This is a genomic window from Mesorhizobium sp. M0145, assembly GCF_040322355.1.
In the GTDB taxonomy this organism is placed as follows: Bacteria; Pseudomonadota; Alphaproteobacteria; order Rhizobiales; family Rhizobiaceae; genus Mesorhizobium.
In genome coordinates, this window is record NZ_JAMYTK010000011.1 from 150,001 (window position 1) to 175,595 (window position 25,595).

Sequence of the window (25,595 nt, forward strand, 5' to 3'; positions counted from 1 at the left end):
TCCCCCTTTGTGGGGAGGTCGGACCGAAGGTCCGGGTGGGGGTCCGCGCCCTGCGACCTTCTCACCGCCTCCCAAACAGCCTCTCGATATCCGCGAGCTTGAGCTCGATATAGGTCGGGCGGCCATGGTTGCAGGTGCCGGAGCCCGGCGTCGCCTCCATCTGGCGCAGCAGCGCGTTCATCTCTTCCGGTTTGAGCAGGCGGCCGGAACGCACCGAGCCGTGGCAGGCCATGGTCGCGGCTATTTTGTCCAGCCGCTCCTTCAGCGTGTCGACCGTGTCGTTGTCGGCGATCTCGTCGGCGAGATCGCGCACCAGCTGCTGGACGTTGGTCTCGCCGAGCATCGACGGCGTCTCGCGCACCGCGACGGCACCGGGGCCGAAGCGCTCGATGCCGAGGCCGAAGCGGGCCAGCGTCTCGGAGTGTATGGCAAGCCGCTCGGCATCCTCTTCCGACAGGTCGACAATCTCGGGCAACAGCAGCATCTGCGACGGCACCGCGCGTGAGTGGAGGGCGTTCTTCAAGGCCTCGTAGACCAGCCGCTCATGCGCCGCATGCTGGTCGACGATGACAAGCGAATCCCTGGTCTGGGCGACGATATAATTCTCGTGCACTTGCGCGCGCGCCGCGCCCAGCGCCGTGCCGAGCAGCGTTTTCGCCGCTTCGTTTTGCCCGGCGCGCGCATCGGCGCTGTGCAGCGGCCCCGCGTCGAAGGCCGCCTGCTCGTCCTCGCCGAACCCGTCGCCCATATCGAGCGGCCGCTGCGGCGAACGGGCAGGATCGAACCCGGAAAAGCCCGATGCCCGATAGGCGGCCTCGTAGCTGCGGTGACCGTTGGCCGGGCCACCATGCGCATAGGATGCGGCGCCTGGCCGGAACGCCGCCATCATGCCGGCGGCCCCGGTGGTGGCGGCGCGGATGCCGGCATTGGCCAGCGCTTCGCGGATAGCGCCGACGATCAGCCCGCGCACCAGCCCCGGGTCGCGGAAGCGCACGTCTGCCTTGGCCGGATGGACGTTGACGTCGACGATCGCCGGATCGAGCGTCAGGAACAGCACGGTGACGGCATGGCGGTCGCGCGGCAGCACGTCGGCGAAGGCGCCGCGAATGGCGCCGGCGATCAGTTTGTCGCGCACCGGGCGGCCGTTGACATAGGCGTATTGCTGCAGCGCGTTGGCGCGGGTGAAGGAGGGGACCGAGACATGGCCGGCGAGATGCACGCCGTCCCGCATCGCGTCGATGGCGATCGCATTGTCGGAAAAGTCGGCGCCCATCACCTGCGCCACCCGGCGCAGCCGGCCTTCCGGGCTGTCGTCGGTCGCCGGTAGTTCCAGCGTCGAGCGGTCCGGCCCGGCCAGGGTGAAGCGCACGGCGGGAAAGGCGATGGCGATGCGCTTGACCACGTCGCCGATGGCCGAGCTTTCGGCGCGCTCGCCCTTCATGAACTTGAGCCTTGCGGGCGTGGCGAAGAACAGGTCGCGCACCTCGACCGTGGTGCCGCGATTGGCCGCCGCCGGCCTGACCGCGGAGACGCGGCCGCCGTCGATGCCGATCTCGGCGGCGTTTTCACTGGACGCGGTGCGCGAGCGGATCGACAGCCGCGCCACCGAGCCGATCGACGGCAAGGCCTCGCCGCGAAAGCCGAGCGAGCGGATGTCGTGAATGTCGTCGGCGAGCTTGGAGGTGCAATGGCGCGCAATCGCCAGCGCCAGTTCCTTTTCCGGAATGCCCGAGCCGTCGTCGCTGACGCGGATCAGGTTCAGCCCGCCGCCGGCGGTGACGATCTCGACTCTGGCAGCGCCGGCATCGAGTGCGTTTTCGACCAGCTCCTTGACCACGCTTGCCGGACGCTCGATGACTTCGCCGGCGGCGATCTGGTTGATCATCGTTTCGGAAAGCTGGCGGATGGGCATGGGGCACTATAGGCGGATTCGTGATCGATGCGGGAGGGCGGAATTGAGGAAATCCACGCAGCCGACCGCGGCCGTGCACTTCAACTCATGAGCTTGGGCAGCGCTGCCGACAGTGCATCGACGGCAAGGCGGACTTTCATCGGCAGATGACGCGTCTGCAACCACAGGGCATGAACGTCATAGAGAAACCGGGATTGTTCCGGCAACAGCGGGACAAGTGCGCCCGCCTGGATGCGCTGGCGAACCATCCAGTATGGCAGCCACGCGAGCCCCATGCCGGCGGCCGCGGCATCGGCGATGGCATCGAGGTCGTCGAGCCGCAATCTGCTGACTGGCCTGACCTCAATCGCGGGGTGGCCATTGCGCGGAAACAGCCACGGCTGAACGGCACGCCCGGAACGGCGGTAGATGATCGCGTGATGGCTGCCGAGGTCATCTATTTCATGTGGCTCGCCGTGCCGGTCGAGATAGGGCGGGGACGCGCAGACGACCATGTGCTGGCGCGCGATGCGACGCGCCATCACCCCGGTCTGGTCCTCCAGATCGCCCGTTCGGATGGCAAGGTCGCAGCCATCCTCTGCCAGATCGGCGATGGCATCGCTGAACGATAGGTTAAGTTCCAGCGCCGGATATTGCTGCGCAAGCCCGAACAGGATCGGGGCAACGCAGCGCCGGCCGAAATGCACCGGCATGAGGACACGCAGCTTTCCGCGCGGTTCGGCAAGCTGGTCGGCGGCGAGTGCATCCGCGGCCTCCGCTTCGGCAAGCACCAGCCGGCAGCGTTCATAATAGGCGCGCCCGAAATCGGTCAGGCTTTGGCGGCGCGTGGTCCGGTTGATGAGGCGCACGCTCAGGCGCTCCTCGAGAAACCGGACATGCTTGCCGACCATCGGCCCGGACAGATCGAGAGCCGTCGCCGCGGCCGCGAACGAGCCAAGGTCGACGGCTTTGACGAACACGGCCATGCTCGTAAGGCGATCCATATTCAAAACCCACAGTTTCTGCTGATCTACTCAAGCGGCTATTTATCCGTCTGATGAGCGCTGGCATAGCTGATTCAGTTCAAATATTTTGGAGTTGTGACCGATGGCACGTGTCGTTCGCTTTCATGAGCTCGGTGGTCCCGAGGTCCTGCGCATCGAGAATGTTGACACGCCTGCGCCCGCGAGCGGTGAGATTCAGATCCGCGTCAAGGCGTTGGGCATAAACCGCGCCGAGGCGCTGCTGCGTTCGGGGACCTACATCCAGACCGCGCCGTTGCCTTCCGGTCTTGGGCTCGAGGCGGCGGGTATCGTCGAGATGGTCGGCGAAGGCGTGGACGGGTTTGCGCCTGGCGATGCCGTCAGCATCGTGCCGCCATTGTCGATGGTCCGCTGGCCTGCCTATGGTGAGATTGCCAGATATCCCGCCGAGCTCGTCGTCAAGCACCCGCCATCGCTGAGTTGGGAAGAGGCCGCCGCCGCGTGGATGCAATATCTCACCGCCTACGGTGCGCTGATCGACATTGCCAACCTCCAAAGCGAGGACTTTGTTGTCATTACCGCGGCCTCGAGCAGCGTCGGACTTGCGGCGATCCAGATCGCCAACATGATTGGCGCGACCCCGATCGCGGTCACACGGACATCCGCCAAGAAGCGGGCTTTGCTTGAGTTCGGCGCGGCCCACGTCATCGCCTCGGCAGAGGAGGACCTGGAAGCTAGGCTGAAGCGAATCGCCGGCCCGGACGGCGTGCGCGTGGTGTTCGATGCCGTCGGCGGCCCGATTTTCAAGCCTCTGACGGCAGCGATGGCACCGGGTGGCATTCTCATCGAATATGGCGGCTTGAGCCTCGACCCGACACCCTTTCCGCTACCTGCAGTGCTGGCAAAGACACTGACGCTGCGCGGTTATCTCGTCCATGAGATCGTGCGCGATCCGGTCCGGCTGCAGGCCGCCAAGGCGTTCATCCTTGCCGGACTGAGCTCGGGTTCGCTGAAGCCGGCAATCGCCAGAACCTTTCCGTTCGACCAGATCGTCGAGGCGCACCGCTATCTCGAATCGAACGAGCAATTCGGCAAGATCGTCGTGACGGTTTGACCGGGCATTTATCGGCCTCACGCCTGCGCCGCCAGCCAGTCCCGCACCTTGCGGGCATTGTCGCTGAGCTCGCGGTTCTTCGACCAGATGACATGAAAGCCCTTGCCGGTCGTCATCGTGTGGCCGGTGACGCGCACCAGCAGCCCTGATGCCAGCAGCCGCTCGGCGAGGTGACCCCAGCCGAGCGCGATGCCTTGCCCTTCCATGACTGCCTGGATCACCAGCGCATAGTCGTTGATGCGCAAGCCGCGCCCGGCATCGGCGATGTCGACACCGGCCGAGGCGAACCATTCGTCCCAGCTCGCAGCCTCGCGAAACGGCTCTTCAAGATGAATAAGGCGGTGCGATTGAAGGTCCGCGACACGCTCCGGCAGCCCGAACCGTGCCACATAACTAACGCCGGCAACGGGGAATATCACCTCATCGGCCAGCGGCAGCGAATGATAATCCGGCCATTCCTTGGGCTCGCCGCCGCGGACGCCGAGCGGGATGTCCTCGGCGATGATGTCGAGATCGCGGTCGGCGGTCTGGATGCGCAGGTCGATGCCCGGCAATTCGTCGCGAAACTGCTGCAGGCGCGGCATCATCCAGAACGAGGCGAAGGCGGTCGAGGCCGCGAGCGTCACATGCGCGCCGACGGCGATCTGGCGCAGATCCTCCGCCGACTTGCGAATGTGCGACAGGCCGAGCGAGACGTCGGCATGGAAGCGGTCGCCAGCCTCGGTCAGGCTGACTTGCCGGTGGCGGCGCTGGAAGAGTTTGGCGCCGAGCTGCTCTTCGAGCCCACGGATCGCATAGGAGACGGCAGCCTGCGTCATGCCGAGCTCGCGCCCGGCGGCGGTAAAGCTCGACAGCCGCCCGGCGGCCTCGAAAACGATCAGGCTGCCGGCCGACGGCAGCAGGTGGCGCAAGCTTCGCATAAGCTGAGCTTATACAAGAGATCAGGATTTTCCAGCGTCACAGCCGCATTTTGTCTGGCTAGATTGGTCACCAACAGGAATATGGAGCCTTCATGAACGCACCGGCCGTTGAAGTGAGCGAACACACCAACCGCCGCAGCGGTGGCCGCCTGGGGCGCAAGGCGCTGCGGGGCGCACCCATAGCGTCGTTTCCAACCCTGGTCCGCCAGATTCCCGTCTATCAGATGGTTCCGGACGAGGCGGTTGAGCTGATCCACCAGGAGTCGCTCTCCATCCTCGAAGAAGTGGGATGCGAGTTCCGCGACGACGAGGCGATCGCAATGTGGAAGGCGGCGGGCGCCGATGTCTCGGAGACAAGGGTCCGGATCGACCGCGCCCTGCTGATGGAGCTCATCTCGAAGGTCCCGTCGGAGTTCACGCTCAATGCGAGGAATCCCCAGCGTTCCGTACGTGTGGGTGGCAACAACTCCATCTTCGTGCCGATGTACGGGGCGCCTTACGTGCGCGACCTCGACAACAACAGGCGCTACGGCACACTCGCCGACCTCAACAATTTCCACAAGCTCGCCTACATGGCGCCGGCGCTGCATTCGTCGAGCTCGATCATCTGCGAGCCGATGGAAATCGCGGTGCCGAAACGTCACCTCCACATCATCCATTCGGCGCTGAAGCACTCCGACAAGCCGTTCATGGGCATCGTGACCTCCAAGGATCGAGCCGAAGACACGATGGCGATGGCAGGCATCGTGTTCGGCGAGGACTATGTCCGCGACAACCCGGTCCTGGTGTCGATCACCAACTGCAATTCGCCGCTGGTGTGGGACGCCACCATGCTGGACGCGATGAAAGTCTATGCGCGCCACAACCAGCCGCTGATCCTCGCCCCCTTCGCCCTTTGCGGCGCCTCGACTTCGGCCTCTGCCGTCGGTGCGGTCGCGCAGGTCAATGCCGAAGCGCTGGCGGGCGTCGCGTTCACACAGCTCCTGCGTCCGGGTTCGCCGCAGATCTACGGACAGTTCATGGTGACGGTCGACATGAAGACCGGCGCTCCCATGGGCGGCACGCCGGAGGCGGCCCAGATGATGTATCTCATGGGCGCGCTGGCGCGGAAGTATCGTCTGCCGTGGCGCACGTCCGGTTTCCATGTCGGCTCGAAGCTGAACGACGCCCAGGCGGGCTACGAGGCGAACATGCTGATGCATGCCGCCATCCTTGCCGGCGCCAACTACATCTGGCACTCCGCCGGTTGGCTCGAGGCCGGCCTGACCTGCGGCTATTCGAAATTTGCCACCGACTGCGAGCAGCTTGTCGGCTGGTACAAATATGCTGGCGGGCTGCCATTCGACGATTTCAAGGAGGCTATGGCGGCTATCCGCGAGGTCGGACCGCAGGGCCATTTCCTCGGCACCCAGCACACGCTTGAACATTTCGAGTCCGCCTTCTTCATACCGAGCATCATGGACTTCAATTCGTTCGAACAGTGGAAGGCGGAAGGAGCAAAGGACCACGACACCCGCGGCCGCGAGAAAGCGCGCAACATGCTCGCCGATTATGAGGAGCCGAAGCTCGATGAGGGCATCGCCGATGGTCTCAAAGATTTGATTGCGCGGCGCGAGGAGAAACTGCCGGACAGCGTTAGTTGATCAGGGGCGAAGACCCGATGCGAACCATAAGGGAGGAAAAAATGACACTCTTCAGAAGCAACGGCGATCGCGTACCGAGCGCCATCGAAGCAATGGCCAGCGAGGCGCGCGCCGGTCGCGTCGACCGGCGGGAGTTTCTGGCCCTGGCAAGCGCTTTCGGCGCATCGACGGCCCTTGCCTACGGCATGATTGGACTTGCAGTGCCGGAGCGGGCTTTGGCTGAAGAGCCGAAGAAAGGCGGAACGCTGCACGTTTCGATGTCGGTGAAGGCGCAAAAGGACCCGCGCACCTACGACTGGGTGGAACTTGCGAACATTTCACGCTGCTGGCTCGAGCCGCTTGTCCGCTACACCCGCCAGTTCACATTCGAGCCGGTTCTGCTCGAAAGCTGGGAGGTCAACGACGACGCCACCGAATACGTGCTGCATGTGCGCAAGGGCATTACCTGGAACAACGGCGATGCTTTCAACGCCGATGACGTGGCCTACAATCTGACGCGCTGGTGCGAGAAGGCTACCGCCGGCAATTCGATGGCCGCGCGCGTTGGTGCGCTGATCGATGCAAAGACCGGCAAGGCCAGGGAAGGGGCGATCACCAAGGTCGACGACAACACGGTGAAGCTGAAGCTGAACGAACCGGACATCTCGCTGATCCCGAACTTCACCGACTATCCGGCGCTGGTGGTCCATCGCAACTTCGACGCCGACGGCGCCAATCCGATCGAGAAGCCGATTGGCACCGGGCCGTTCGAAATGGTGTCTTATGCGGTCGGCCAGAAAGCGGTCGTCAAGCGTCGTGAGAATGGCAAATGGTGGGGCGGTGAAGCGCTTCTCGACGGCGTCGAATTCATCGACTACGGAACCGATTTCAACGCCTCGATAAATGCATTCGACTCCGGCGAAATCGACCTCAATTTCGAGACGCCGGCCGACTTCATAGACATTCTCGACAAGATGGGGCTGGTCAAATCGGAGGTCGCCACAGCGACCACGCTCGTCGCCCGGACCAACATCACGAACAAGCCCTATGACGACAAGCGGGTTCGCAACGCCCTCCAGATGGCCGTCGACAACAAAGCGGTGCTCGAACTTGGCTACGCCGGGCGAGGCACCGTTGGTGAAAACCACCACGTCAGCCCGATTCATCCGGAATACTACGCGCTGCCCAAGAAGACACGCGACGCCGCGGGCGCCAAGAAGCTTATGGCCGATGCCGGGCAGGACGACTTCGAGCATGAACTGATCACCGTCGAGGACGATTGGCAAAAGAACACCGGCGACGCTATTGCCGGCCAGTTGCGCGATGCCGGGATCAAGGTGAAGCGCACCGTGCTGCCGGGTTCGACCTTCTGGAACGACTGGACGAAATACCCCTATTCCATGACCATCTGGTACATGCGCCCGCTTGGCGTCCAGGTGTTGGCGCTCGGCTATCGCACCGGCGAGGCCTGGAACGAAACCGGCTACTCGAACCCTGATTTCGACGCCAAGCTCAAGCAGGCTCTTTCGCTCATCGACGTGGAAAAGCGCCGCGAGGTCATGAAGGACATCGAGCAGATCCTGCAGGATTCGGGCGTCATCATTCAGCCGTTTTGGCAGAAGCTGTTCAGCCACATGAACGAGAAGGTGAAGAACTACGGTGTCCACCAAACCTTCGAGATGGATCTCCAGAATGTCTGGCTGAACGCCTGAGTTGCCAGCAGAGGACGCGTTGCAGGATTTCATGGACCGCAAGAAAGCCGACGGGCAAGATGCGTGGTACTGATAGCTTCCGTCAGTGAACAATCGGGGACACCCATGAAACTGCCACTTTTTGTTGCCGCGCTTTCGATGGCTGTGCCGGCGGCCGCGTTTGCCGGCCCTGCTGCCAACGCCGTGAAGTTCTTTTATGTCCCGTCGGTCAAATTCGAGGCCGATGCGCAATATCGCGACCGCTTCACCGTACCGGTGACGAAACTGTTCGAGCTGAACGACAATGCGGCAAAGAACCATCCGGATGAAGTTCCCTGCATCGACTTCGCCCCTGGTCTCGATGCGCAGGACTATGACGAGAAGACCGTGGCCAAGACGCTGACGCTGGCCGAAACGCTGGATGGCGACAGCGCCGAGGTGACGGCGACGTTCAACCTTTTTCCGGAAGGCGATGATTCCAAACGCGAAATGGTCTGGTCATTGAAGAAGATCGACGGCAAGTGGAAGGTCGCCGACATTACCTCGAAGACCAGCGGCTGGACGCTGAGTGCGCTCGAATGCCTGGCCGGGCAGCCTCCGGAGTGACGCCGTGCTTCGCTGCCATCCCTGGATTTTGGCGACTGCGTGCCTGCTGGCCGGATTGAGCAGCGCCGCCGCTCAGGGCCTGTTCGGCGCGCCGCCCGCAAACGCGCCGGCCGACAGTGCGGCACCTCCGCCGGCAGTGTTGCCGCCGGCAGAAAACGCGCCGGCCGCACCCGTGCAGCCGGGCTCGCCGACTGCGGTGGTGAAGCCGTTCTACGAGCATGCCGGGCTCGAGGTCGATCCGGCTCAGCGGGGCCATTTCACCGACCCGGCAAAGTCGGTGCTCGACAAGAGCGACGCGCTGCGGAAGTCGGGGCAGGGCGAGTGCCTCGATCCCAACATGGCGCTCGACAATTCCGAATACGAAAAGGCGGAGATCGACAAGAGCCTGAAGACCATCGAAGCGGTCAAGGGCGACGAGGCCAAGGTCGTCGTCGCTTTTGTCGTCTCCGGCAATCCGCACCGGCTGGAATGGAAGTTCAAAAAGATCGACGGCGACTGGAAGATATCGGACCTGCTCTCGGTGACAGGCGAATGGGCGCTCAGCCAATACCAGTGTGAGTGAGAACGGAACCGATGAAGATCACGAACATCCGCGTCACCCACGTCAACGTCCCGCTCAATGCTCCGTTCTGGTGGACGGCTGGTCTCTACGGCGGCGCCTCGAAATCGATCATCGAGGTCGAGACGGACGAAGGCGTGGTCGGACTGGGCGAGGCGCCATGGTGGCATTTCGGCGAGGTGATCAAGGCCGAGATCGCGCCGGCGCTGATTGGCGCCGATCCGCTCGACATCGCCGACTGCGAGGCGCGCTGCGTGCCGCCCTGGCAGATTACCGCCAACACCGGCGAGAATGCAGCCACGGTGGCGTTCGGCGCCGTCGAACTGGCGCTGTGGGATATAAGAGGCAAGGTCTTCGGCATGCCGCTCTACAAGCTGCTCGGCGGCGCGGTGCGCAAGGACATTCCGTTTTCGGAATATTTCGCCTTTCGCCCCGCTCAAGGCGGAGCCGGCGGCGAGATGACCGCCGAAGCGATCGTCGACTACTGTCTCGGCATGCGAGAACAGCACGGCTCGACGATCTTCGAGGGCAAGCTGATCATGGGCGATCCCGAGCTCGAGATCAGGACAGTGCGCATGCTGCGCGAGGCGCTTGGCGATAAAGCGCAGATCAAACTCGATTCCAACATGCAGTGGTCGCTGACCACAGCGCGCTGGGTGCTGCGCGAGATTGAGCCGTTCAACATCCGCAACTACGAGGATCCGGTCGCGACCTTCGAGGAGATGGCTGCGCTGCGCCAGCATTCGCGCATTCCGTTCTCGACGCACATCCCGGATCTCAGACGGGCAGTCGCGCTCGGTGCGCCGGATTACTTCGTCTGCAATTTCGCAGCACTCGGCGGATTGTCGAAAACTCTGAAATTCATCGCCGCCTGTGAGGCGATGGGCAAGGGGTTCTGGTGCTATTCGAACGATCTCGGCATCATGACATCGGCTTATCTGCACGTCGTGGCGGCGACACCGTGGATCACCGAAGCATCGCAGTCGTTGTTTCGCTGGCAGATCGGCGATGTCATCAAGGACGGTCCTTTCCGCCAGACGGGCAATACGGTGCGCGTGCCGGAGGGTGACGGGCTGGGCGTCGAACTCGATCCGGCGGCAATGAAACGCTGGTCAGCGCACTTTGCCGAACACGGGCCGATGCACCATTTCAGCGACCCGAACAACCCCAGCCGCTACCGGCGGCTGCCGCTCAACTGATGCGAAGTGCATGTGACCGATCGATGAGAAGAGGTCCTGTCGTGGTTGCTTTATTCGCGGCGGTTTGCGTCCTGGCTTGCGCTGTCACCTGGGAGGCAGGAAGCCGCGCGGTGGCCCGCGTGCCTCAGCAAAGCTTCACGCTGCCTGTGGGGTTACCGGTGGAGCGCATCGTTCTGAAGCAGGAGGGCGCGCCCGACCTTGCCGGTTGGGTGGCGGATCAGCGGGACAGTTGCGGAACAATCGTGCTGTTACACGGACGCGGTTCAAACAAGCTGGCCATGGTTCCAAGAGCGAAGCTGCTTTTCGAAAGCGGCTACTCGATCGTGCTGTTCGATCTGTCGGGACATGGCGAAAGCGGCGGCGATATCAGAGGCTTTGGTCACATCGAACGGCAGGACGCCAGCCGCATCCTCGCCTTTGCCCGGCAACGCTTCGCCGGTCGCAAGGTGGCGGCCATCGGCTCGTCGCTCGGTGCGGCTGCTTTTGTATTTGGCGCTCAGCAGGAGCATGCCGATGCCTATGTCCTGGAGCAGCTCTACGCGACTTTGCTGGAAACCACGGCGTTGCGAGCGCCCTTGCCTATGTTGCGCGACGTACAGGCGACCATCCTCTTGGCGCAGATGCAGCTCCGCCTTGGCTTCGGGGTAGATGATGTCCGGCCGGTCGATCGCATCGGCGCGATTGATCGGCCGATATTGCTGCTAGCAGGCAATTCGGATCCGTTTGTCGCTCGCAGCCAGACACTGGCGTTGAAAGATGCGGCACGCGCTGACGCAAAGCTGATCTGGTTCGACGGCGCGCGGCATGTTGATCTCTATCGCTATGACCAACAGCGGTACCGCGACGCGGTGATGCCTTTCCTGGAGACCAACCTGTGCCGGACCGGGATCAGGTGAGCCGCTCCGTCCGATCAGCCGCGCCCGCGATAGGGGGCGACGCCGGTGTCGGGCAGCCACACACCTTCCGGCGGCGCGCCGGTTTGCCAGAACACGTCGATCGGGATGCCGCCGCGCGGATACCAGTAGCCGCCGATGCGCAACCACAATGGCTTGGTCGCGGCGATGATGCGGCGGCCGATCATGACGGTGCATTCTTCGTGAAAGGCGCCATGGTTGCGAAACGAGGTCATGAACAGCTTGAGCGACTTCGATTCCACCAGCAGCGCATCGGGTGCGTAGTCGATGACGATATGGGCGAAGTCCGGCTGGCCGGTGACCGGGCAGAGCGAAGTGAATTCCGGGCAGGTGAAGCGAACGATGGCCGGCGGGCCGTCGCCGCGCGAAAACGGCACGGTTTCCAGGACTGCCGCTTCAGGGCTCTGTGGCGCCTCGACGTTGGTGCCGAGCTGGGTGAGGTTTTTCGTATCGGTCATGAGCAGGTTCCTTGCTGCATGTCGCCCAAAACTGCGCAGCGATTTTGGGACAGCGACATGCGTAAAAACAAAAATTTGCCGCTCATTAGCACAATTTGAAACAGCAGGAAGACGATGACTAGCAACGACCCGCTCCTCCAGCCCTGTCGGCTCAAGCATCTGACGCTGAAGAACCGGGTGATGTCGACCAGCCATGAGCCGGCCTATTCCGAGGACGGCATGCCGAAGGAACGCTACCGGCTCTATCATGCCGAAAAGGCCAAGGGCGGCATGGCGCTGACCATGACCGCCGGTTCGGCGATCGTCTCGCGCGACAGCCCGGCCGCTTTTGGCAATCTGCATGTCTATGACGACCGCATCGTGCCATGGCTCGCCGAGCTTACCGATGCCTGCCACGAGCACGATTGCAAGGTGATGATACAGATCACCCATCTTGGCCGCCGCACCGGTTGGAACAAGGCCGACTGGCTGCCCGTCCTGTCGGCTTCGCCGGTGCGCGAACCGGCCCATCGCGCCTTTCCCAAGACTATCGAGGACTGGGATATCGAGCGCATCGTCGCCGACTATGCGGCGGCCGCGCAGCGCTGCCAGGCTGCCGGCCTCGACGGCATCGAGTTCGAAGCCTACGGCCATCTGATGGACGGTTTCTGGTCGCCGGCTACCAACCAGCGCGACGACGATTTCGGCGGCTCGCTCGACAACCGGCTGCGCTTCACCGGAATGGTGCTCGACGCAGTGCGTGCCGCGGTCGGCGAAAAGTTCGTCGTCGGCATCCGCATGGTCGCCGACGAGGATTTCGAGAAAGGCCTGTCGAAACAGGAGGGCGTCGAAATCGCCAGGCGGCTGGCCGGCTCCGGCAAGGTCGATTTCCTCAACATCATCCGTGGCTCGATCGAGACCGATGCGGCGCTGACCAAGGTCATCCCGGTGACCGGCATGCGCTCGTCACCGCATCTCGACTTCGCAGGGGAGGTGAGAGCGGCGACGAAATTCCCAACCTTCCATGCGGCGCGGATTTCCGACGTCGCCACCGCGCGTCACGCCATCGCCACCGGCAAGCTCGACATGGTCGGCATGACGCGTGCCCACATTGCCGACCCGCATATCGTCAAAAAAGTGATGGAGGGCCGCGAGCACGAGATCCGGCCTTGCGTCGGCGCCACCTATTGCCTCGACCGCATCTATGAGGGCGGCGAGGCGCTGTGCATCCACAATGCGGCGACGGGCCGCGAGGCTGATATCCCGCATATTATTCCGAAAACCGAGGGACCGAAGCGGAAGGTGGTCGTCGTCGGCGCCGGCGCCGGCGGGCTGGAGGCGGCGCGCGTCGCCGCCGAGCGCGGGCACCAGGTGACGGTGCTGGAAGCATCGAGCCAGGCCGGCGGCCAGGTGCGGCTGGCAACGCAAAACCCGCGCCGCAAGGAATTGATCGGCATCATCGACTGGCGCCTGGCCGAACTCGACCGGCTGGGCGTCGAGATCCGCTACGACAAATGGGCGGAGACGGACGACGTGCTGGCGCTGTCGCCGGACGTGGTGGTGGTCGCCACCGGCGGGCTGCCGCAGAACCCGCCTCTGACGGCGGGCGACGATCTCGTCACCTCGAGCTGGGATATCATGGCCGGCAGCGTCAAGCCGGCCGAGAACGTGCTGCTCTATGACGACAATGGCGGCCATCAGGGCATGGGTGCCGCCGAACTGATCGCCAATAGCGGCGCCAGGCTGGAGCTGGTTTCACCAGAGCGCTTCTTCGCCCCGGAAATGGGCGGCATGAATCATGTGCCCTACATGCGCGCGTTCCAGGAAAAGGGTGTCACGGTGACCATCAACACACGGCTGCGCTCGGTGCGGCGCGAAGGCAACCAGCTGATCGCCGAGCTCGCCTCCGACTTCGCCGATGGCTGGCGCGGCGAGCGGCGCGTCGACCAGGTGGTGGTCGAGCACGGCACGCTGCCGCTGGACGATCTCTACCTGGCGCTGAAGCCGCTGTCGAAGAACGCCGGCGCGATCGATTACGAAAAACTGGTCAATGGCGGCGACATCTTTCCGGTGCGCAATCCGCAGAGTGGTTTCGTGCTCTTCCGCATCGGCGATGCAGTAGCCTCGCGCAACATCCACGCCGCCATCTATGACGGCATCAGGTTCGGCTTGCGAATCTGAGGAATATTGATTGGTGGCGCGCAGCCGAACCTCCGTACGGAGAGCCACCAGGCACGTCGGTCCGATCTGCGCGCCGCGCACGCCGCCGGCTATCGCCGGGCACCGTACGATCTTGCGATTGCGGCAGGACGCTCAAAACATCCTGGCGGTGGCCATGCAGAACACGGTGATGACCAGCAGGCCGCCAGCGATGCGTTCGCCTTTTGTCATCTTGGCGCGCAATTGGGTTTGCTTCGCCGCATCAGCGCCGGCCAACTGCCTGCTGGCGGAACCCACCAGCGCGCCCTGAACCCCGGCGGCGATTAACGCCGTCAAGATGCCCAGCGCCAAGACCTTCTCCATCGAGCCGAAAGAGCCGTTGTGGAAGAAATACCACAGCAGCAAGCCCGTGAGGAAAACCACGCCGGCTGCGCCCATTTGCGGCCGGAAGAAACGTTCCGCCCTGATCTCCGGTTCGCGGGCGACCGCGATGGTGGTGCCGGCCCAGAACACGCCCGCCATGACGTGAAGGCCGAGGACGATGATGTAGACATATTGCATGACCGCATTTCCTCTCTTGCCCACCGCTAGGCATATTGATAGATATCAAATGATTAGATGTCAACGCATAAGCTCGAGCCGGTTCCATAGGCTTTGCCCTTGTTCTAGTGTCGGATCATGACGCCCTTTGACCGCCCGCCGATCGGGATGAATCTCGCGCGCACCGCCAAGCTGGTTGCGCAGGCTTTCGACGCTGCCTTGGTCGAGGCAGGCGGCACGCTGCCGGTCTGGGTCACGTTGCTGTCGGTCAAGTCGCGGGAGCTGGCCAACCAACGCGAGCTCGCCGGCATGATCGGCATCCGGGGCGCAACGCTGACCCACCACCTCAACGCCATGGAGACGCAAGGCCTGCTGATGCGCCGCCGCGATCCCGAGAACCGCCGGGTTCACCAGGTGGAGCTGACCCAAGCCGGAGAAGCGCTGTTCCTGAAATTGCGCACCGCCGCGTTAGCCTTCGACAAGCGGCTGCGGAAAGGACTGTCCGACGACAGGCTGGCAGAGTTTGCACAGGTGCTGGCCGCGTTGCGGGCCAATGTCAGTTGATACCGATTGGACCGCAACCCTTGTTCCAAGCCGTCTGCAATGTTATATGACCATGGTAGTCATATGCGAGGGCGGCAACATGCGCGAAATTCAGTTGAAAGACGCCAAGGCGACGCTTTCGGCAGTCGTCGATCAGGCAGTTGCAGGAGAGCCTGCCATTATCACACGCCACGGTCGGAAGCAGGCCGTCATCCTGTCGTTCGAAGATTATCAGCGGCTGTCTCGGGTGCCGAGCTTCGGGCGGCTGCTGGCGGCTTTTCCCGGGGACAAGGACGACATTCCGCCTCGTTCCCGTAAGCCGGCTCGCAAGGTTGCGTTGTAGCGCGGCGACCAGCCCTGATGTTTCTGCTGGACACCAACATCATCTCGGCAATGGCTCCAGCCAGGAAGGTTGATCGGGCGGCGCTGATGGCATGGCTCGATATGGCGAGCGAATACCTGTTCCTATCCGTTGTGACTGCGTCCGAAATCGCGGCGGGGATAGCGAAGGCGGAGCGCGACGGCGCGACCACAAAGGCCGCGCTGCTACGCGACTGGTGGCAGGCAGTCGAGCATCTTTACGGGGCAAGGATTCTGCCCTTCGATTTGCGAGCCGCGCATGCCGCGGGTTCTATTCTTGATCGCGCAAGGGCTCATCGGCCGGGATTTGAAGATATAGTGATCGCTGCTACGGCCGAGGTTCACGGCCTGGTGATACTGACGGATAACGAGCGTCATTTCGCACCACTTGGGGTGCCGATGCTCAACCCGCTGAGAAACCTGCCGCCATTGCAGTAGTTCCGACTTTCTCTACGCCCGGCAGCCCTGCAGCACCGTCAGCCTGGCCTTCTTGGGCGTTCGCGCCACCAGCCATTCGCGCACGCTGTTCGGCGGCATCGGGAAAGCGATGGAATAGCCTTGCACCTGGTCGCAGCCGATCGCCATCAGCGAGTCGAGCTCGGCTTCGGTTTCAGCGCCCTCGGCAACGATCGAGATGCCGAGACCGCGGGCGAGTTCTGTGAGGGCACGCACGATCTTGGTGTTGCCGCTGTTCTCGTTGATGTTCTGGACGAAACGGCGGTCGATCTTCAGCCGATCGATCTCGTTTGGATTGACATGGCTGAGCGATGCGTAGCCGGTGCCGAAATCATCGAGCTCAAGATGGATGCCGGCGGCGCGAATGTGCCGCAGCTTTGCCGCGATACCGGTCTTCTCGTCGTCGAGGATGACGGATTCGACGATCTCCAGCGACAGTTTGTGCGCTGGCAGGCCAGCCCTCTCCAGCATGTCGAACAGGAAGACTTCGAAATCTGTCTCGCGCAGCTCCGAGCCGGATACATTGACGGCGATCCGTCCGAAGGCGATGCCTGCGCGGTTCCATTCGGCTGCTTCGTCGATCGCCTTGGCGATGACGATGCGGCCGATCTCGGGCATGAGACCGCATTTTTCCGCGATCGGAATGAACTCGCCCGGCGCGATCATGCCGCGCTCGGCATGTCTCCAGCGAACCAGAGCCTCGATGCCGCTGATGCCGCCGTCCGACAGCGAGACTTGCGGTTGGAAATAGACTTCGAACGCTTTCTCCGAGATGGCGGTCCTGATGTCGAGCTCGAGCTGCTTGCGATAATCGAGTTCGTGCCTCAGCTCCTCGGAGAAGAACGACAAGCTGCCGCCGCCCTGCTTCTTGGCGGAATACAGCGCCAGATCGGCATGGACGAGCAGATCCTGCGCATTGTCGGCGTCGACAGGGTAGACCGCAATCCCGGCACTTACGCCCGGATGGATTGTCGTGCCTCGAAAGACGATCGGCTTGTTGAGCTTGGTCAGGATGCGCCGGGCGACGGTATCGATGTCCTCGGTGCTGCCGGCACCGTTGAGAATCATGACGAATTCATCGCCGCCGAGCCGCACGTTGAGATCCGACGTACGGCACGAATCACGCATGCGCTGCGCAGCCGCCACCAGCACATAATCGCCGGCGGCGTGGCCGAACGTGTCGTTGATCTGCTTGAACCGGTCGAGATCGAACTGCACCACGGCAACCCGTTCACGCCGTCGCCGCGCCGCATTGATCAGCGTATCGAAATGCTCGGTCAAGAAGGTGCGGTTGTGCAGGCCGGTCAGCCCGTCATGCACGGCGATAAAGGCCATGGAGTTGCGCGCATCGACCAGCTCGCGCGTCCTGCGCAGGATGGCATTCGACATTGGCCTGAAAATGAAAAGCGCCACCAGCACGATGACGCCGATGGTCGAGTAGAACAATGTGCGGTTAAGATCGAGAAGTGTTTCGGATCGCTGGTCTGCAAAGGCGCTGATGCGCTGGCCAAGTGCGGCATAGCCCGACAATGTTGCGTTGGCAACGGAAGCGTTCAGGTTGACGCGCTCCTCTCCGCCTTTGTAGCCACCATTGCCGGACATGTTGAGCCGCGATTCGAATGACGAGATCAGGCGTTCGCCGTTGGCGATAAGCCCGACCGAGAAATAGTCGAGATGGTACGGCTTGGCGAAAAGCACGCTCTCGATCGATTTCGGATCGAACCTTGCCGGCGACGCCGGATCGGCGGCGGTCCGTTCGAGCAGCAGATCGTAGTTCTTCTCGAACTCCACCGTCGCTTGCTTGAGCGCGGTAACCAGGGCGCGCTGTTGATCGCGCTGGGCGCTGCCTGTCGCGCCGGCGAGGAAGACGATGCGCTGCGACAGGGCTTTCTGTGTGCTGACGATATCGAGCAGCGCCTGATTGTGCCGTTGGGTAGACATCACCTGTTGCAGCAGGATGAAGGAGGCCACGACCATGGCCGCTATGATCAGCAGAGCCAGCCAGTAGCCGGATTTGATCAGGAGTATGAGCCTGCCCGAAACGGCGTGCACCGGCTGCTGCGACATTTTCTGAGGCGGCCCTCTCGCCAACGAATTCTTGTGCGACAACCTTTGGCTTCAAAGTGTTAACAGGTTTGGGACGGCAGCAGGCCGGCGGCGGCGACCGTGGCGGGAAACCCGCAAAGTGGTTATTGCAATCTTTCGCGGCGCCTCCGCATTTGAACATCGTGGCCTCTGCCGTGCCATTGCCGCCACCGAAGCGGTCGCTTTTGCGATGGATTTTTCGTCCGCGCGGCGCGACAGTCCTCGTCGATCTCAACAGGGCCTGATCATGACCGAAGCATTCCTTTCCCACATCGACAGCGAGCTTGAAGGACTGAAATCGGCCGGCCTTTACAAATCCGAACGGGTGATAACCTCGACCCAATCGGCCGAAATCGAGGTCGGTGGCGAGAAGGTGCTGAATTTCTGCGCCAATAATTATCTCGGCCTCGCCGACAGCGCCGAACTGCGCGAGGCGGCCAAGCAGGCGCTCGACCGGTACGGCTACGGCATGGCATCGGTGCGCTTCATCTGCGGCACGCAGGAAGAACACAAGCAGCTCGAGGCGACCATTTCTGGCTTCCTCGGCATGGAGGATACGATCCTCTACGGCTCCTGCTTCGACGCCAATGGCGGCCTGTTCGAGACGCTGCTCGGCGAGGAGGATGCGGTCATCTCCGATGCGCTGAACCACGCTTCGATCATCGACGGCGTGCGGTTGTCGAAGGCAAAGCGCTTCCGCTACGCCAACAACAACATGGCCGATCTGGAGGCGCGGTTGAAAGAGGCGAGCGACTGCCGGTTCCGGCTGATCGCCACCGACGGCGTGTTCTCGATGGATGGCATCATCGCCAATCTGAAGGGCGTCTGCGACCTCGCCGACAAATACGATGCGATGGTGATGGTCGACGACAGCCATGCAGTTGGTTTCGTCGGCAGGAATGGCCGCGGCTCGGCCGAACATTGCGGCGTCGAGGGCAGGGTGGACATCATCACCGGCACGCTTGGTAAGGCGTTGGGCGGCGCGTCGGGCGGCTACACTTCGGGCAGGAAGCAGGTAGTCGACTGGCTGCGCCAGCGCTCGCGCCCCTATCTGTTTTCCAACACGCTGATGCCGGCGATCGCCGGCGCCTCGATCCGGGTTTTCGAGCTGATCGGCAATGGCGATGCGTTGCGTCAGCGCCTATATGCCAACGCAGCGCGGTTTCGCTCCGAGATGGGCAGGCTCGGCTTTACACTGGCCGGCGCCGACCATCCTATCATCCCGGTGATGCTGGGCGACGCGACGCTGGCGCAGGAAATGGCGGCGCGGATGCTGAAGCGCGGTATCTATGTCATCGGCTTCTCTTTCCCGGTGGTGCCGAAGGGCCAGGCGCGCATCCGCACGCAGATGTCGGCCGCCCATTCCAGCGCTGACATCGATCGTGCGGTTGAAGCGTTCGCCGCAGTCGGTCGCGAACTCGGCGTGATTTCCTGAGCGGCCGGGACCGAAAACCGATTCCGGATCAAGAGATTCAAGCGACTGAGGTTCAGGCGACTAAGGTTCAGGGGACAAGAGAATGTCAAACATGATGAAGGCGCTGGTCAAGGCCAAGGCCGAGCCGGGCATCTGGATGGAAGAAGTGCCGGTGCCGGAAATCGGTCCGAACGACGTGCTGATCAAGATCAGGAAGACGGCGATCTGCGGCACCGACGTGCACATCTACAATTGGGACCAGTGGGCGCAAAAGACCGTGCCGGTGCCGATGGTGACCGGCCACGAATTCGTCGGAACCATCGCCGATTTCGGCACGGCGGTGACCGAGTACAAACTCGGCCAGCGTGTTTCCGGAGAAGGCCATATCGTCTGCGGCCATTGCCGCAACTGCCGGGCGGGCAGGGGGCATCTGTGCCGCAACACGCTCGGCGTCGGCGTCAACCGACCGGGTGCTTTCGGCGAGTATCTGGCGATCCCGCAGCACAATATCGTACCGATCCCCGATGATGTGCCGGACGAGATTGCGGCGATCTTCGATCCCTTGGGCAATGCGGTTCACACCGCATTGTCCTTTGATTTGGTTGGCGAGGACGTGCTGGTCACCGGCGCCGGGCCGATCGGCATCATGGGCGCGCTGGTGGCGCAGTGCGTCGGCGCGCGAAAAGTGGTCATCACAGACATCAACCCGGTGCGCCTGGCACTGGCAAAAAAGCTCGGCGTCCAGCATGTCGTCGACGCATCGAAGGAGAAGCTGCGCGACGTGATGCCGGCGCTCGGCATGACCGAGGGTTTTGACGTCGGCCTCGAAATGTCGGGTGCCGCGCCTGCCTTCCGCGACATGATCGACACCATGAACAATGGCGGCAAGATCGCCATTCTCGGCATCGCGCCGACCGGCTTCGAGATCGACTGGAACAAGGTCATCTTCAAGATGCTGCACCTGAAGGGCATTTACGGCCGCGAGATGTTCGAGACCTGGTACAAGATGATCGCGCTGGTGCAGGGTCCTCTCGATGTCAGCGGCCTGATCACCCACCGGATCGGCATCGACGACTATATTTCCGGCTTCGAAGCGATGAAGAGCGGCAATTCCGGCAAGGTGGTGATGGATTGGTGAGGCGATTAGAAACGCCGGCGGGACAGCACCCCCCTCTGGCCTGCCGGCCATCTCCCCCTCAAGGGGGGAGATTGGCAGCTTCGCCGACATCGCTCTTCTTTGGAGATTGGCGAAAGCCGAAGCGACGTCCAATCTCCCCCCTTGAGGGGGAGATGGCCGGCAGGCCAGAGGGGGGTGCTGTCCCGCCTGCATCAAAAGTTGCTGAGGACCTAATCCCCGTACAAAGCCGTCTCAAGCGCGGCCACCCCTTCCGCGACTGCTGTACGTTCATCTGCGCTCAATCTCTCCAGCAGCTCCCGCTCGAACTCCTTCGCCAGCGGCACCATTTCGCGATAGGCGGCAAGCCCCGCTTTGGTCAGCGTCAGATGCTCGACGCGACGGTCTTTCTCGTCTGGCGTGCGGGTCAGCCAGCGGCGCCGCTCGAGTTCGGCGACCGCGCGCGAAACCTTGGTCTTGTGCATGGCCGATTGCTCGCCGAGCGCCGTCGCCGTCATCGTGCCGTGCTGTCCAAGCCCGGCCAGTGTGCGCCATTCGGGCCGGGTCAGGCCGTGGCGGTCCTTGTATATTCTTGAAAATTCGCGGCTGACGGCATCGGCAAGCCGATAGAGCCGGTAAGGCAGGAAGGATTCCAGCTCGAGGATTTCCATGGTTGGCCCTGACTGGGCATGCTGGCGGCTCATGCCGAAATCACCGTTGATGGTTACATTTTCAATGGTTACAAATGAAACCGGTATGGTCAACTCTGAGCATCTTTGCGGATGCGCAAACGATGCTCCGAGACTATGAATTCGGGAGGATTCCATGGCCTTTTCCTACATGCCGGGCTTCGGCAACGACTTTGAAACCGAAACCCTGCCCGACTCGCTGCCGCAAGGGCGAAACTCGCCGCAGCGGCCGGCCTACGGCCTCTATGCCGAGCAGCTTTCGGGCTCTCCTTTCACCGCGCCGCGCGGCACCAATGAGCGCTCCTGGCTTTATCGGATAAGGCCGAGCGTGAGGCACACCGGGCGCTTCAAGGCGGCGAATTATCCGCTTTGGAAAAGCGCGCCGAACGTCGGCGACCATCAGCTCGCACTCAGCCAGTATCGCTGGAGCCCGGTGCCGATGCCGAAGGAGCCGACCGATTTCATTGCCGGCATGCGCTCGATCACCACCGCCGGCGACGTGCTCGGCCAGACCGGCATGGCGGCACATGTCTATGTCGCCAACCGTTCGATGGCCGACGATCATTTCTTCAACGCCGACGGCGAGTTGCTGGTCGTGCCGCAGGTTGGAGCCTTGCGCTTCGTCACCGAGATGGGTGTCATCGAACTCAGGCCGGGCGAGATCGCCGTGCTGCCGCGCGGCCTGGTGTTCAAGGTCGAACTGGTGGATCCGCAAGTGCGCGGCTATGTCTGCGAGAATTACGGCGCCAAGCTGACGCTGCCGGATCGCGGCCCGATCGGCGCCAATTGCCTGGCCAATCCGCGCGATTTCAAGACGCCCTGCGCCTGGTTCGAGGACAAGGACACGCCCTGTCGGCTGATCGCGAAATGGTGTGGCCAGTTCCATGTCACCGAGATCGACCATTCGCCGCTGGATGTGGTGGCGTGGCACGGCAATTATTCGCCCTATAAATATGATCTTGCGACCTTTTCGCCGGTCGGCGCGCTCCTGTTCGACCATCCCGATCCGTCGATCTTCACCGTGCTGACCGCGCCGAGCGGCGAGGAAGGCACCGCCAATATCGATTTCGTCATCTTCCCGCCGCGTTGGCTGGTCGCCGAAGATACGTTCCGCCCGCCCTGGTATCACCGCAACATCATGAGCGAGTTCATGGGCCTCATACATGGTCAGTACGATGCCAAGGAAGAGGGCTTCGTGCCCGGCGGCATCAGCCTGCACAACATGATGCTGGCTCACGGACCCGATGCACCCGGCTTCGAAAAAGCCTCGCGCGCGGAGCTGAAGCCGGTCAAGCTCGACCACACCATGGCCTTCATGTTCGAAACACGCTTTCCGCAGATGGTGACCCGCTATGGCGCCGAGCTCGAAACCCGGCAGGACAACTACATCGACTGCTGGGCCGACCTGAAGAAACGCTTCAACGGGACGCCAGAGGGCGACTGGTCTTGAGCGCCGTCGCATGACGGATCGTCTGGTGCTTCTGGGTTCGAAGGGTGGCCCGGCGCTGCGGCCGGGCGGGCCGTGGCCGAGTTCGTCACTGCTGGAGATTGGCGGCCGCACCATCGTCGTCGATTGCGGGCTGGGCGTAACGCGCGGGCTGACCGATGCCGGCATCAGCCTGAAGGCGCTCGACCTGATCTTCATCACGCATTTGCACTCCGACCATGTGCTGGAACTCGGACCGTTGATCCACTCCGCATGGACGGCCGGCCTGGCAACAAAGGTCGCCGTGTTCGGCCCGCCCGGCACCGGCTACTATTGGCAGCGCTTTTGCCAGGCGATGGAATTCGACATCGAGATCCGCATCGCCGATGAAGGGCGGCCGGATCTCCGCGACATGGTTTCGATCGTCGAGTTTGGTGAAGGCCAGGTGGCGGAAGAGCGCGGTCTCAAAATATCGGCGCTGCGTGTCGACCACCCGCCGGTGACGGATTGCTTTGCGCTGCGCTTCGATCATGCGGGGCAAGGCATCGTCTTTTCGTCGGATACGGCGTTCTTTCCGCCATTGGCGGATTTCGCCCAAGGCGCCGACATACTGGTCCACGAGGCCATGCTGGAAGTGGGTATCGAGCGGCTGGTCGCGAAGACCGGCAACGGCGCAAGGCTGAGGGAACACCTGCTTGCCAGCCATAGCTTTGCCGAGGAGGCGGGCCGCATCGCCAGCGACGCAGGCGTCAAAAGGCTAGTCGTCAACCACCTCATTCCGGCCGACGATCCGGAGATCGGCGAGGCCGACTGGATTGCCGCCGTCAGGAAAACATGGGCCGGCGACTTGACGATCGCCCGCGACGGCCTTGTTGTGGGGCTGGAGCATGATCCCGAAAAGTGGGAACCGGTTTTCGGAAGAGATCATGCGTAGAACAAAAAATCAAAGCAGCGCCAAAGCTGCGCCAGGAGAGGAAACCGCATGAAGCTTGCCACATTGAAGGACGGGACGCGCGACGGAAAGCTCATCGTCGTCTCGCGCGACCTGACGCGGTTTACCGACGCTTCGTTCCTGGTGCGGACGCTGCAGGCCGCGCTCGACGACTGGCATCGCATCGCGCCGCATCTCGCTGCGATGGCCGAATCGCTTGAGAATAATGCGGTGCCGTCTGCCCGCTTTCACGAACATGACGCTCATTCGCCGCTGCCGCGCGCCTACCAATGGGCCGACGGCTCGGCCTATGTGAACCACGTCGAGCTGGTGCGAAAGGCGCGCGGCGCCGAGATGCCGGCAAGCTTCTGGACCGATCCGCTGATCTACCAGGGCGGCTCGGACGCCTTCCTCGCACCGCGCGACCCAATCCGCATGACCGACGAGACCCTTGGCCTCGACATGGAAGGCGAGGTCGCCGTCATCGTCGACGATGTGCCGATGGGCGCAAGCCTCGATGAGGCGCGGGCAGCGATCCGGCTGGTCACGCTGGTCAACGATGTAACGCTGCGCGGCCTGACCGGACCCGAGCTCGCCAAGGGGTTCGGCTTCTACCAGTCGAAACCGTCATCGGCCTTTTCGCCGGTTGCGGTGACGCCGGACGAGCTGGGCGATGCCTGGGACGGCGGCAAGGTCAGCCTGCCGCTGCTGGTCGATCTCAACGGCAAACCGTTCGGCCGGGCGAACGCCGGCATCGACATGACCTTCGACTTTCCAGCGCTGATTGTTCACGCCGCAAAAACGCGGCCGCTGGCCGCCGGCACCATTATCGGTTCGGGCACCGTCTCCAACAAGCTCGACGGCGGGCCGGGCAAGCCTGTCTCGGCGGGCGGCGCCGGCTATTCCTGCATCGCCGAGCTGCGTATGATCGAGACCATCGAAACCGGCGAACCGAAAACGCCGTTCCTGCGCTTTGGCGATAGCGTGCGTATCGAGATGAAGGACCGGGGTGGGCATTCGATCTTCGGCGCCATCGAGCAGAAGGTCGAGAAGTACGAGGGGTAAGAGAATGACAGGCGAGACGTTCTATCTGCTGTGCGGTGCCTGGGCTCTTGCCATGCTGGCGATCTTCATCCAGGCAATCAGGCTGAGCTACCGCATCGAGGCGCGCTCGCCCGGCCTGACCAACCGCAGCGGCTTTCCGCGCAAGGCGATGATGTTTCACACCGTCACCAACACGAATGTCGCGCTGGACCAGGAAACGCAAGGCATGCGGCGGCGCATGATCGGGCTGCTGCTGATTGTTTTGGCTGGGTTTGCGCTTCTATGGGCGGGTGTGTCGCTATTCCGGGTCGCGCCGTGAAGTCATGGACCTGCTGAACCATTTCCGCCGCATGGCAGCCAACAGTCTGTGGTCGAACGACCGGCTCTACCGCGCCGTGCTGCAGCTTGAGCCCGGCGAATTCGAAGCCGAACGGACGAGCTTCTTTCCGTCGATCAAGGCAACGCTAAACCACATCCTGGCGGTCGATCACCTCTATCTCGATTTTCTCGAAGAGGGCGGCGTCGGCGCCGCGGCCTACGATGAGTTCTTGCTCTTCGACGAAGCGGACGCGCTCTTTGGCAAGCGGACGGAGGCCGACCGGCGGCTGATCGCCTTTTGCGACCGCCTGTCGGCGGACGATCTCGAGCGCCGCGTTCTCACCGACCGGCGCGAGGACGGCATGATACCGGAACGGATCGGCGACTTGCTCGCCCATCTCTTCATCCACGACATCCATCATCGCGGCCAGGTGCACGCAATGCTTTCCGGCACCTCGGTGAAACCGCCGCAACTCGACGAGTTTTTCCTCGATTATGATCTGAAACTCAGGAAAGCCGAGGTCGAGAGGTTGGTGCTCGAAGGTCGCAATTAGTTGTAGTTACGAAAATTGTTGACTT

General features: G+C 62.8%; 25 protein-coding genes. 18 read left to right on the forward strand and 7 right to left on the reverse strand.

Features of this window, described 5'->3' with window-relative positions:
• Nucleotides 1-61: 61 nt before the first annotated feature.
• Nucleotides 62-1,912, reverse strand: a complete 1,851-nt coding sequence (mutL, locus tag NKJ28_RS17860) for a DNA mismatch repair endonuclease MutL (protein WP_352636588.1) — start codon at nt 1,910-1,912, stop codon at nt 62-64.
• A gap of 80 nt (nt 1,913-1,992) precedes the next feature.
• A complete protein-coding gene (locus tag NKJ28_RS17865; protein WP_352636589.1) occupies nt 1,993-2,895 on the reverse strand; it encodes a LysR family transcriptional regulator in 903 nt (300 codons plus the stop codon).
• Nucleotides 2,896-2,998: 103 nt separating this feature from the next.
• On the opposite strand from NKJ28_RS17865, the gene NKJ28_RS17870 reads away from it, so the two are divergent.
• Nucleotides 2,999-3,988: a zinc-dependent alcohol dehydrogenase family protein gene (locus NKJ28_RS17870; RefSeq protein WP_352636590.1), complete on the forward strand. Its 990-nt coding sequence runs from the start codon at nt 2,999-3,001 to the stop codon at nt 3,986-3,988.
• Nucleotides 3,989-4,005: 17 nt separating this feature from the next.
• Here the strand turns inward: NKJ28_RS17870 and NKJ28_RS17875 are convergent, their stop codons facing one another.
• Complete coding sequence (locus tag NKJ28_RS17875; protein ID WP_023674388.1) at nt 4,006-4,908, reverse strand: LysR substrate-binding domain-containing protein; 903 nt, start codon at nt 4,906-4,908, stop codon at nt 4,006-4,008.
• 92 nt (nt 4,909-5,000) lie between these two features.
• Here NKJ28_RS17875 and NKJ28_RS17880 point away from each other — a divergent pair, with 92 nt between their 5' ends.
• The 6 genes from NKJ28_RS17880 to NKJ28_RS17905 all read left to right on the forward strand — a co-directional run bounded on the left by NKJ28_RS17880 (nt 5,001) and on the right by NKJ28_RS17905 (nt 11,481).
• A complete protein-coding gene (locus tag NKJ28_RS17880) occupies nt 5,001-6,551 on the forward strand; it encodes a trimethylamine methyltransferase family protein (RefSeq protein WP_352452281.1) in 1,551 nt (516 codons plus the stop codon).
• A 41-nt stretch (nt 6,552-6,592) separates the two neighbouring features.
• On the forward strand, nt 6,593-8,242 hold the full coding sequence (locus NKJ28_RS17885) for an ABC transporter substrate-binding protein (protein ID WP_352636591.1): 1,650 nt from the start codon (nt 6,593-6,595) through the stop codon (nt 8,240-8,242).
• Nucleotides 8,243-8,347: 105 nt separating this feature from the next.
• A complete protein-coding gene (locus tag NKJ28_RS17890; RefSeq protein ID WP_352636592.1) occupies nt 8,348-8,827 on the forward strand; it encodes a DUF3828 domain-containing protein in 480 nt (159 codons plus the stop codon).
• A gap of 4 nt (nt 8,828-8,831) precedes the next feature.
• Entirely contained in the window at nt 8,832-9,389 is a 558-nt protein-coding gene (locus NKJ28_RS17895) for a hypothetical protein (protein WP_352636593.1), read from the forward strand.
• Between the two features lie 11 nt (nt 9,390-9,400).
• Nucleotides 9,401-10,585: a mandelate racemase/muconate lactonizing enzyme family protein gene (locus tag NKJ28_RS17900; RefSeq protein ID WP_352636594.1), complete on the forward strand. Its 1,185-nt coding sequence runs from the start codon at nt 9,401-9,403 to the stop codon at nt 10,583-10,585.
• Between the two features lie 110 nt (nt 10,586-10,695).
• On the forward strand, nt 10,696-11,481 hold the full coding sequence (locus tag NKJ28_RS17905) for an alpha/beta hydrolase (protein WP_352636595.1): 786 nt from the start codon (nt 10,696-10,698) through the stop codon (nt 11,479-11,481).
• A 14-nt stretch (nt 11,482-11,495) separates the two neighbouring features.
• On the opposite strand, the gene queF is transcribed toward NKJ28_RS17905, so the two are convergent.
• Complete coding sequence (gene queF, locus NKJ28_RS17910) at nt 11,496-11,957, reverse strand: preQ(1) synthase (RefSeq protein ID WP_023674394.1); 462 nt, start codon at nt 11,955-11,957, stop codon at nt 11,496-11,498.
• Between the two features lie 114 nt (nt 11,958-12,071).
• Here queF and NKJ28_RS17915 point away from each other — a divergent pair, with 114 nt between their 5' ends.
• A complete protein-coding gene (locus NKJ28_RS17915; protein ID WP_352636596.1) occupies nt 12,072-14,117 on the forward strand; it encodes an oxidoreductase in 2,046 nt (681 codons plus the stop codon).
• A 132-nt stretch (nt 14,118-14,249) separates the two neighbouring features.
• Here NKJ28_RS17915 and NKJ28_RS17920 read toward each other — a convergent pair whose 3' ends face one another.
• Nucleotides 14,250-14,657: a hypothetical protein gene (locus NKJ28_RS17920; protein WP_023674396.1), complete on the reverse strand. Its 408-nt coding sequence runs from the start codon at nt 14,655-14,657 to the stop codon at nt 14,250-14,252.
• A 117-nt stretch (nt 14,658-14,774) separates the two neighbouring features.
• On the opposite strand from NKJ28_RS17920, the gene NKJ28_RS17925 reads away from it, so the two are divergent.
• The 3 genes from NKJ28_RS17925 to NKJ28_RS17935 all read left to right on the forward strand — a co-directional run bounded on the left by NKJ28_RS17925 (nt 14,775) and on the right by NKJ28_RS17935 (nt 15,977).
• Nucleotides 14,775-15,200, forward strand: coding sequence for a MarR family winged helix-turn-helix transcriptional regulator (locus tag NKJ28_RS17925; protein ID WP_352542347.1), 426 nt, complete (start codon nt 14,775-14,777; stop codon nt 15,198-15,200).
• A gap of 79 nt (nt 15,201-15,279) precedes the next feature.
• Entirely contained in the window at nt 15,280-15,522 is a 243-nt protein-coding gene (locus NKJ28_RS17930) for a type II toxin-antitoxin system Phd/YefM family antitoxin (protein ID WP_352473667.1), read from the forward strand.
• 17 nt (nt 15,523-15,539) lie between these two features.
• Nucleotides 15,540-15,977, forward strand: a complete 438-nt coding sequence (locus tag NKJ28_RS17935) for a type II toxin-antitoxin system VapC family toxin (protein ID WP_352636597.1) — start codon at nt 15,540-15,542, stop codon at nt 15,975-15,977.
• Between the two features lie 12 nt (nt 15,978-15,989).
• Here NKJ28_RS17935 and NKJ28_RS17940 read toward each other — a convergent pair whose 3' ends face one another.
• The gene (locus NKJ28_RS17940) at nt 15,990-18,062 is read right to left on the reverse strand and encodes a putative bifunctional diguanylate cyclase/phosphodiesterase (RefSeq protein ID WP_352636598.1); all 2,073 of its coding nucleotides are present in this window, start codon (nt 18,060-18,062) and stop codon (nt 15,990-15,992) included.
• 265 nt (nt 18,063-18,327) lie between these two features.
• On the opposite strand from NKJ28_RS17940, the gene NKJ28_RS17945 reads away from it, so the two are divergent.
• A complete protein-coding gene (locus tag NKJ28_RS17945; protein ID WP_352636599.1) occupies nt 18,328-19,515 on the forward strand; it encodes a glycine C-acetyltransferase in 1,188 nt (395 codons plus the stop codon).
• Nucleotides 19,516-19,597: 82 nt separating this feature from the next.
• Nucleotides 19,598-20,632, forward strand: a complete 1,035-nt coding sequence (gene tdh, locus NKJ28_RS17950; RefSeq protein ID WP_352636600.1) for an L-threonine 3-dehydrogenase — start codon at nt 19,598-19,600, stop codon at nt 20,630-20,632.
• Between the two features lie 209 nt (nt 20,633-20,841).
• Here the strand turns inward: tdh and NKJ28_RS17955 are convergent, their stop codons facing one another.
• The gene (locus NKJ28_RS17955; protein WP_352457154.1) at nt 20,842-21,279 is read right to left on the reverse strand and encodes a MarR family winged helix-turn-helix transcriptional regulator; all 438 of its coding nucleotides are present in this window, start codon (nt 21,277-21,279) and stop codon (nt 20,842-20,844) included.
• A gap of 154 nt (nt 21,280-21,433) precedes the next feature.
• Between NKJ28_RS17955 and hmgA the strand changes: the two genes are divergently transcribed.
• Genes hmgA through NKJ28_RS17980 form a run of 5 tightly spaced genes read left to right on the forward strand, consistent with a single transcriptional unit; the run spans nt 21,434 to nt 25,570 of the window.
• Nucleotides 21,434-22,747, forward strand: a complete 1,314-nt coding sequence (hmgA, locus tag NKJ28_RS17960; RefSeq protein WP_352636601.1) for a homogentisate 1,2-dioxygenase — start codon at nt 21,434-21,436, stop codon at nt 22,745-22,747.
• A 10-nt stretch (nt 22,748-22,757) separates the two neighbouring features.
• Nucleotides 22,758-23,657 carry an MBL fold metallo-hydrolase gene (locus NKJ28_RS17965; RefSeq protein ID WP_352636602.1) on the forward strand — a complete coding sequence of 300 codons (900 nt, stop codon included), beginning with the start codon at nt 22,758-22,760 and terminating at the stop codon, nt 23,655-23,657.
• 48 nt (nt 23,658-23,705) lie between these two features.
• Nucleotides 23,706-24,719: a fumarylacetoacetate hydrolase family protein gene (locus NKJ28_RS17970; RefSeq protein ID WP_352636603.1), complete on the forward strand. Its 1,014-nt coding sequence runs from the start codon at nt 23,706-23,708 to the stop codon at nt 24,717-24,719.
• A 4-nt stretch (nt 24,720-24,723) separates the two neighbouring features.
• A complete protein-coding gene (locus tag NKJ28_RS17975; RefSeq protein ID WP_352636604.1) occupies nt 24,724-25,017 on the forward strand; it encodes a hypothetical protein in 294 nt (97 codons plus the stop codon).
• Nucleotides 25,018-25,021: 4 nt separating this feature from the next.
• Nucleotides 25,022-25,570 carry a DinB family protein gene (locus NKJ28_RS17980; RefSeq protein WP_352636605.1) on the forward strand — a complete coding sequence of 183 codons (549 nt, stop codon included), beginning with the start codon at nt 25,022-25,024 and terminating at the stop codon, nt 25,568-25,570.
• Nucleotides 25,571-25,595 lie beyond the last annotated feature (25 nt).

Excerpts from the sequence above, each read along its gene's own strand:
- NKJ28_RS17915 (WP_352636596.1), top strand. The coding sequence starts at position 12,072 with ATGACTAGCAACGACCCGCTCCTCCAGCCCTGTCGGCTCAAGCATCTG.
- NKJ28_RS17970 (WP_352636603.1), top strand. The coding sequence starts at position 23,706 with ATGAAGCTTGCCACATTGAAGGACGGGACGCGCGACGGAAAGCTCATC.
- NKJ28_RS17920 (WP_023674396.1), bottom strand. The coding sequence starts at position 14,657 with ATGCAATATGTCTACATCATCGTCCTCGGCCTTCACGTCATGGCGGGC.
- NKJ28_RS17980 (WP_352636605.1), top strand. The coding sequence starts at position 25,022 with ATGGACCTGCTGAACCATTTCCGCCGCATGGCAGCCAACAGTCTGTGG.
- hmgA (WP_352636601.1), top strand. The coding sequence starts at position 21,434 with ATGGCCTTTTCCTACATGCCGGGCTTCGGCAACGACTTTGAAACCGAA.
- NKJ28_RS17900 (WP_352636594.1), top strand. The coding sequence starts at position 9,401 with ATGAAGATCACGAACATCCGCGTCACCCACGTCAACGTCCCGCTCAAT.
- NKJ28_RS17870 (WP_352636590.1), top strand. The coding sequence starts at position 2,999 with ATGGCACGTGTCGTTCGCTTTCATGAGCTCGGTGGTCCCGAGGTCCTG.
- NKJ28_RS17945 (WP_352636599.1), top strand. The coding sequence starts at position 18,328 with ATGACCGAAGCATTCCTTTCCCACATCGACAGCGAGCTTGAAGGACTG.
- NKJ28_RS17955 (WP_352457154.1), bottom strand. The coding sequence starts at position 21,279 with ATGGAAATCCTCGAGCTGGAATCCTTCCTGCCTTACCGGCTCTATCGG.
- NKJ28_RS17890 (WP_352636592.1), top strand. The coding sequence starts at position 8,348 with ATGAAACTGCCACTTTTTGTTGCCGCGCTTTCGATGGCTGTGCCGGCG.
- NKJ28_RS17935 (WP_352636597.1), top strand. The coding sequence starts at position 15,540 with ATGTTTCTGCTGGACACCAACATCATCTCGGCAATGGCTCCAGCCAGG.
- tdh (WP_352636600.1), top strand. The coding sequence starts at position 19,598 with ATGTCAAACATGATGAAGGCGCTGGTCAAGGCCAAGGCCGAGCCGGGC.
- NKJ28_RS17940 (WP_352636598.1), bottom strand. The coding sequence starts at position 18,062 with ATGTCGCAGCAGCCGGTGCACGCCGTTTCGGGCAGGCTCATACTCCTG.
- queF (WP_023674394.1), bottom strand. The coding sequence starts at position 11,957 with ATGACCGATACGAAAAACCTCACCCAGCTCGGCACCAACGTCGAGGCG.
- NKJ28_RS17865 (WP_352636589.1), bottom strand. The coding sequence starts at position 2,895 with ATGGATCGCCTTACGAGCATGGCCGTGTTCGTCAAAGCCGTCGACCTT.
- NKJ28_RS17880 (WP_352452281.1), top strand. The coding sequence starts at position 5,001 with ATGAACGCACCGGCCGTTGAAGTGAGCGAACACACCAACCGCCGCAGC.
- NKJ28_RS17925 (WP_352542347.1), top strand. The coding sequence starts at position 14,775 with ATGACGCCCTTTGACCGCCCGCCGATCGGGATGAATCTCGCGCGCACC.
- NKJ28_RS17885 (WP_352636591.1), top strand. The coding sequence starts at position 6,593 with ATGACACTCTTCAGAAGCAACGGCGATCGCGTACCGAGCGCCATCGAA.
- NKJ28_RS17875 (WP_023674388.1), bottom strand. The coding sequence starts at position 4,908 with ATGCGAAGCTTGCGCCACCTGCTGCCGTCGGCCGGCAGCCTGATCGTT.
- NKJ28_RS17975 (WP_352636604.1), top strand. The coding sequence starts at position 24,724 with ATGACAGGCGAGACGTTCTATCTGCTGTGCGGTGCCTGGGCTCTTGCC.
- NKJ28_RS17930 (WP_352473667.1), top strand. The coding sequence starts at position 15,280 with ATGCGCGAAATTCAGTTGAAAGACGCCAAGGCGACGCTTTCGGCAGTC.
- mutL (WP_352636588.1), bottom strand. The coding sequence starts at position 1,912 with ATGCCCATCCGCCAGCTTTCCGAAACGATGATCAACCAGATCGCCGCC.
- NKJ28_RS17965 (WP_352636602.1), top strand. The coding sequence starts at position 22,758 with ATGACGGATCGTCTGGTGCTTCTGGGTTCGAAGGGTGGCCCGGCGCTG.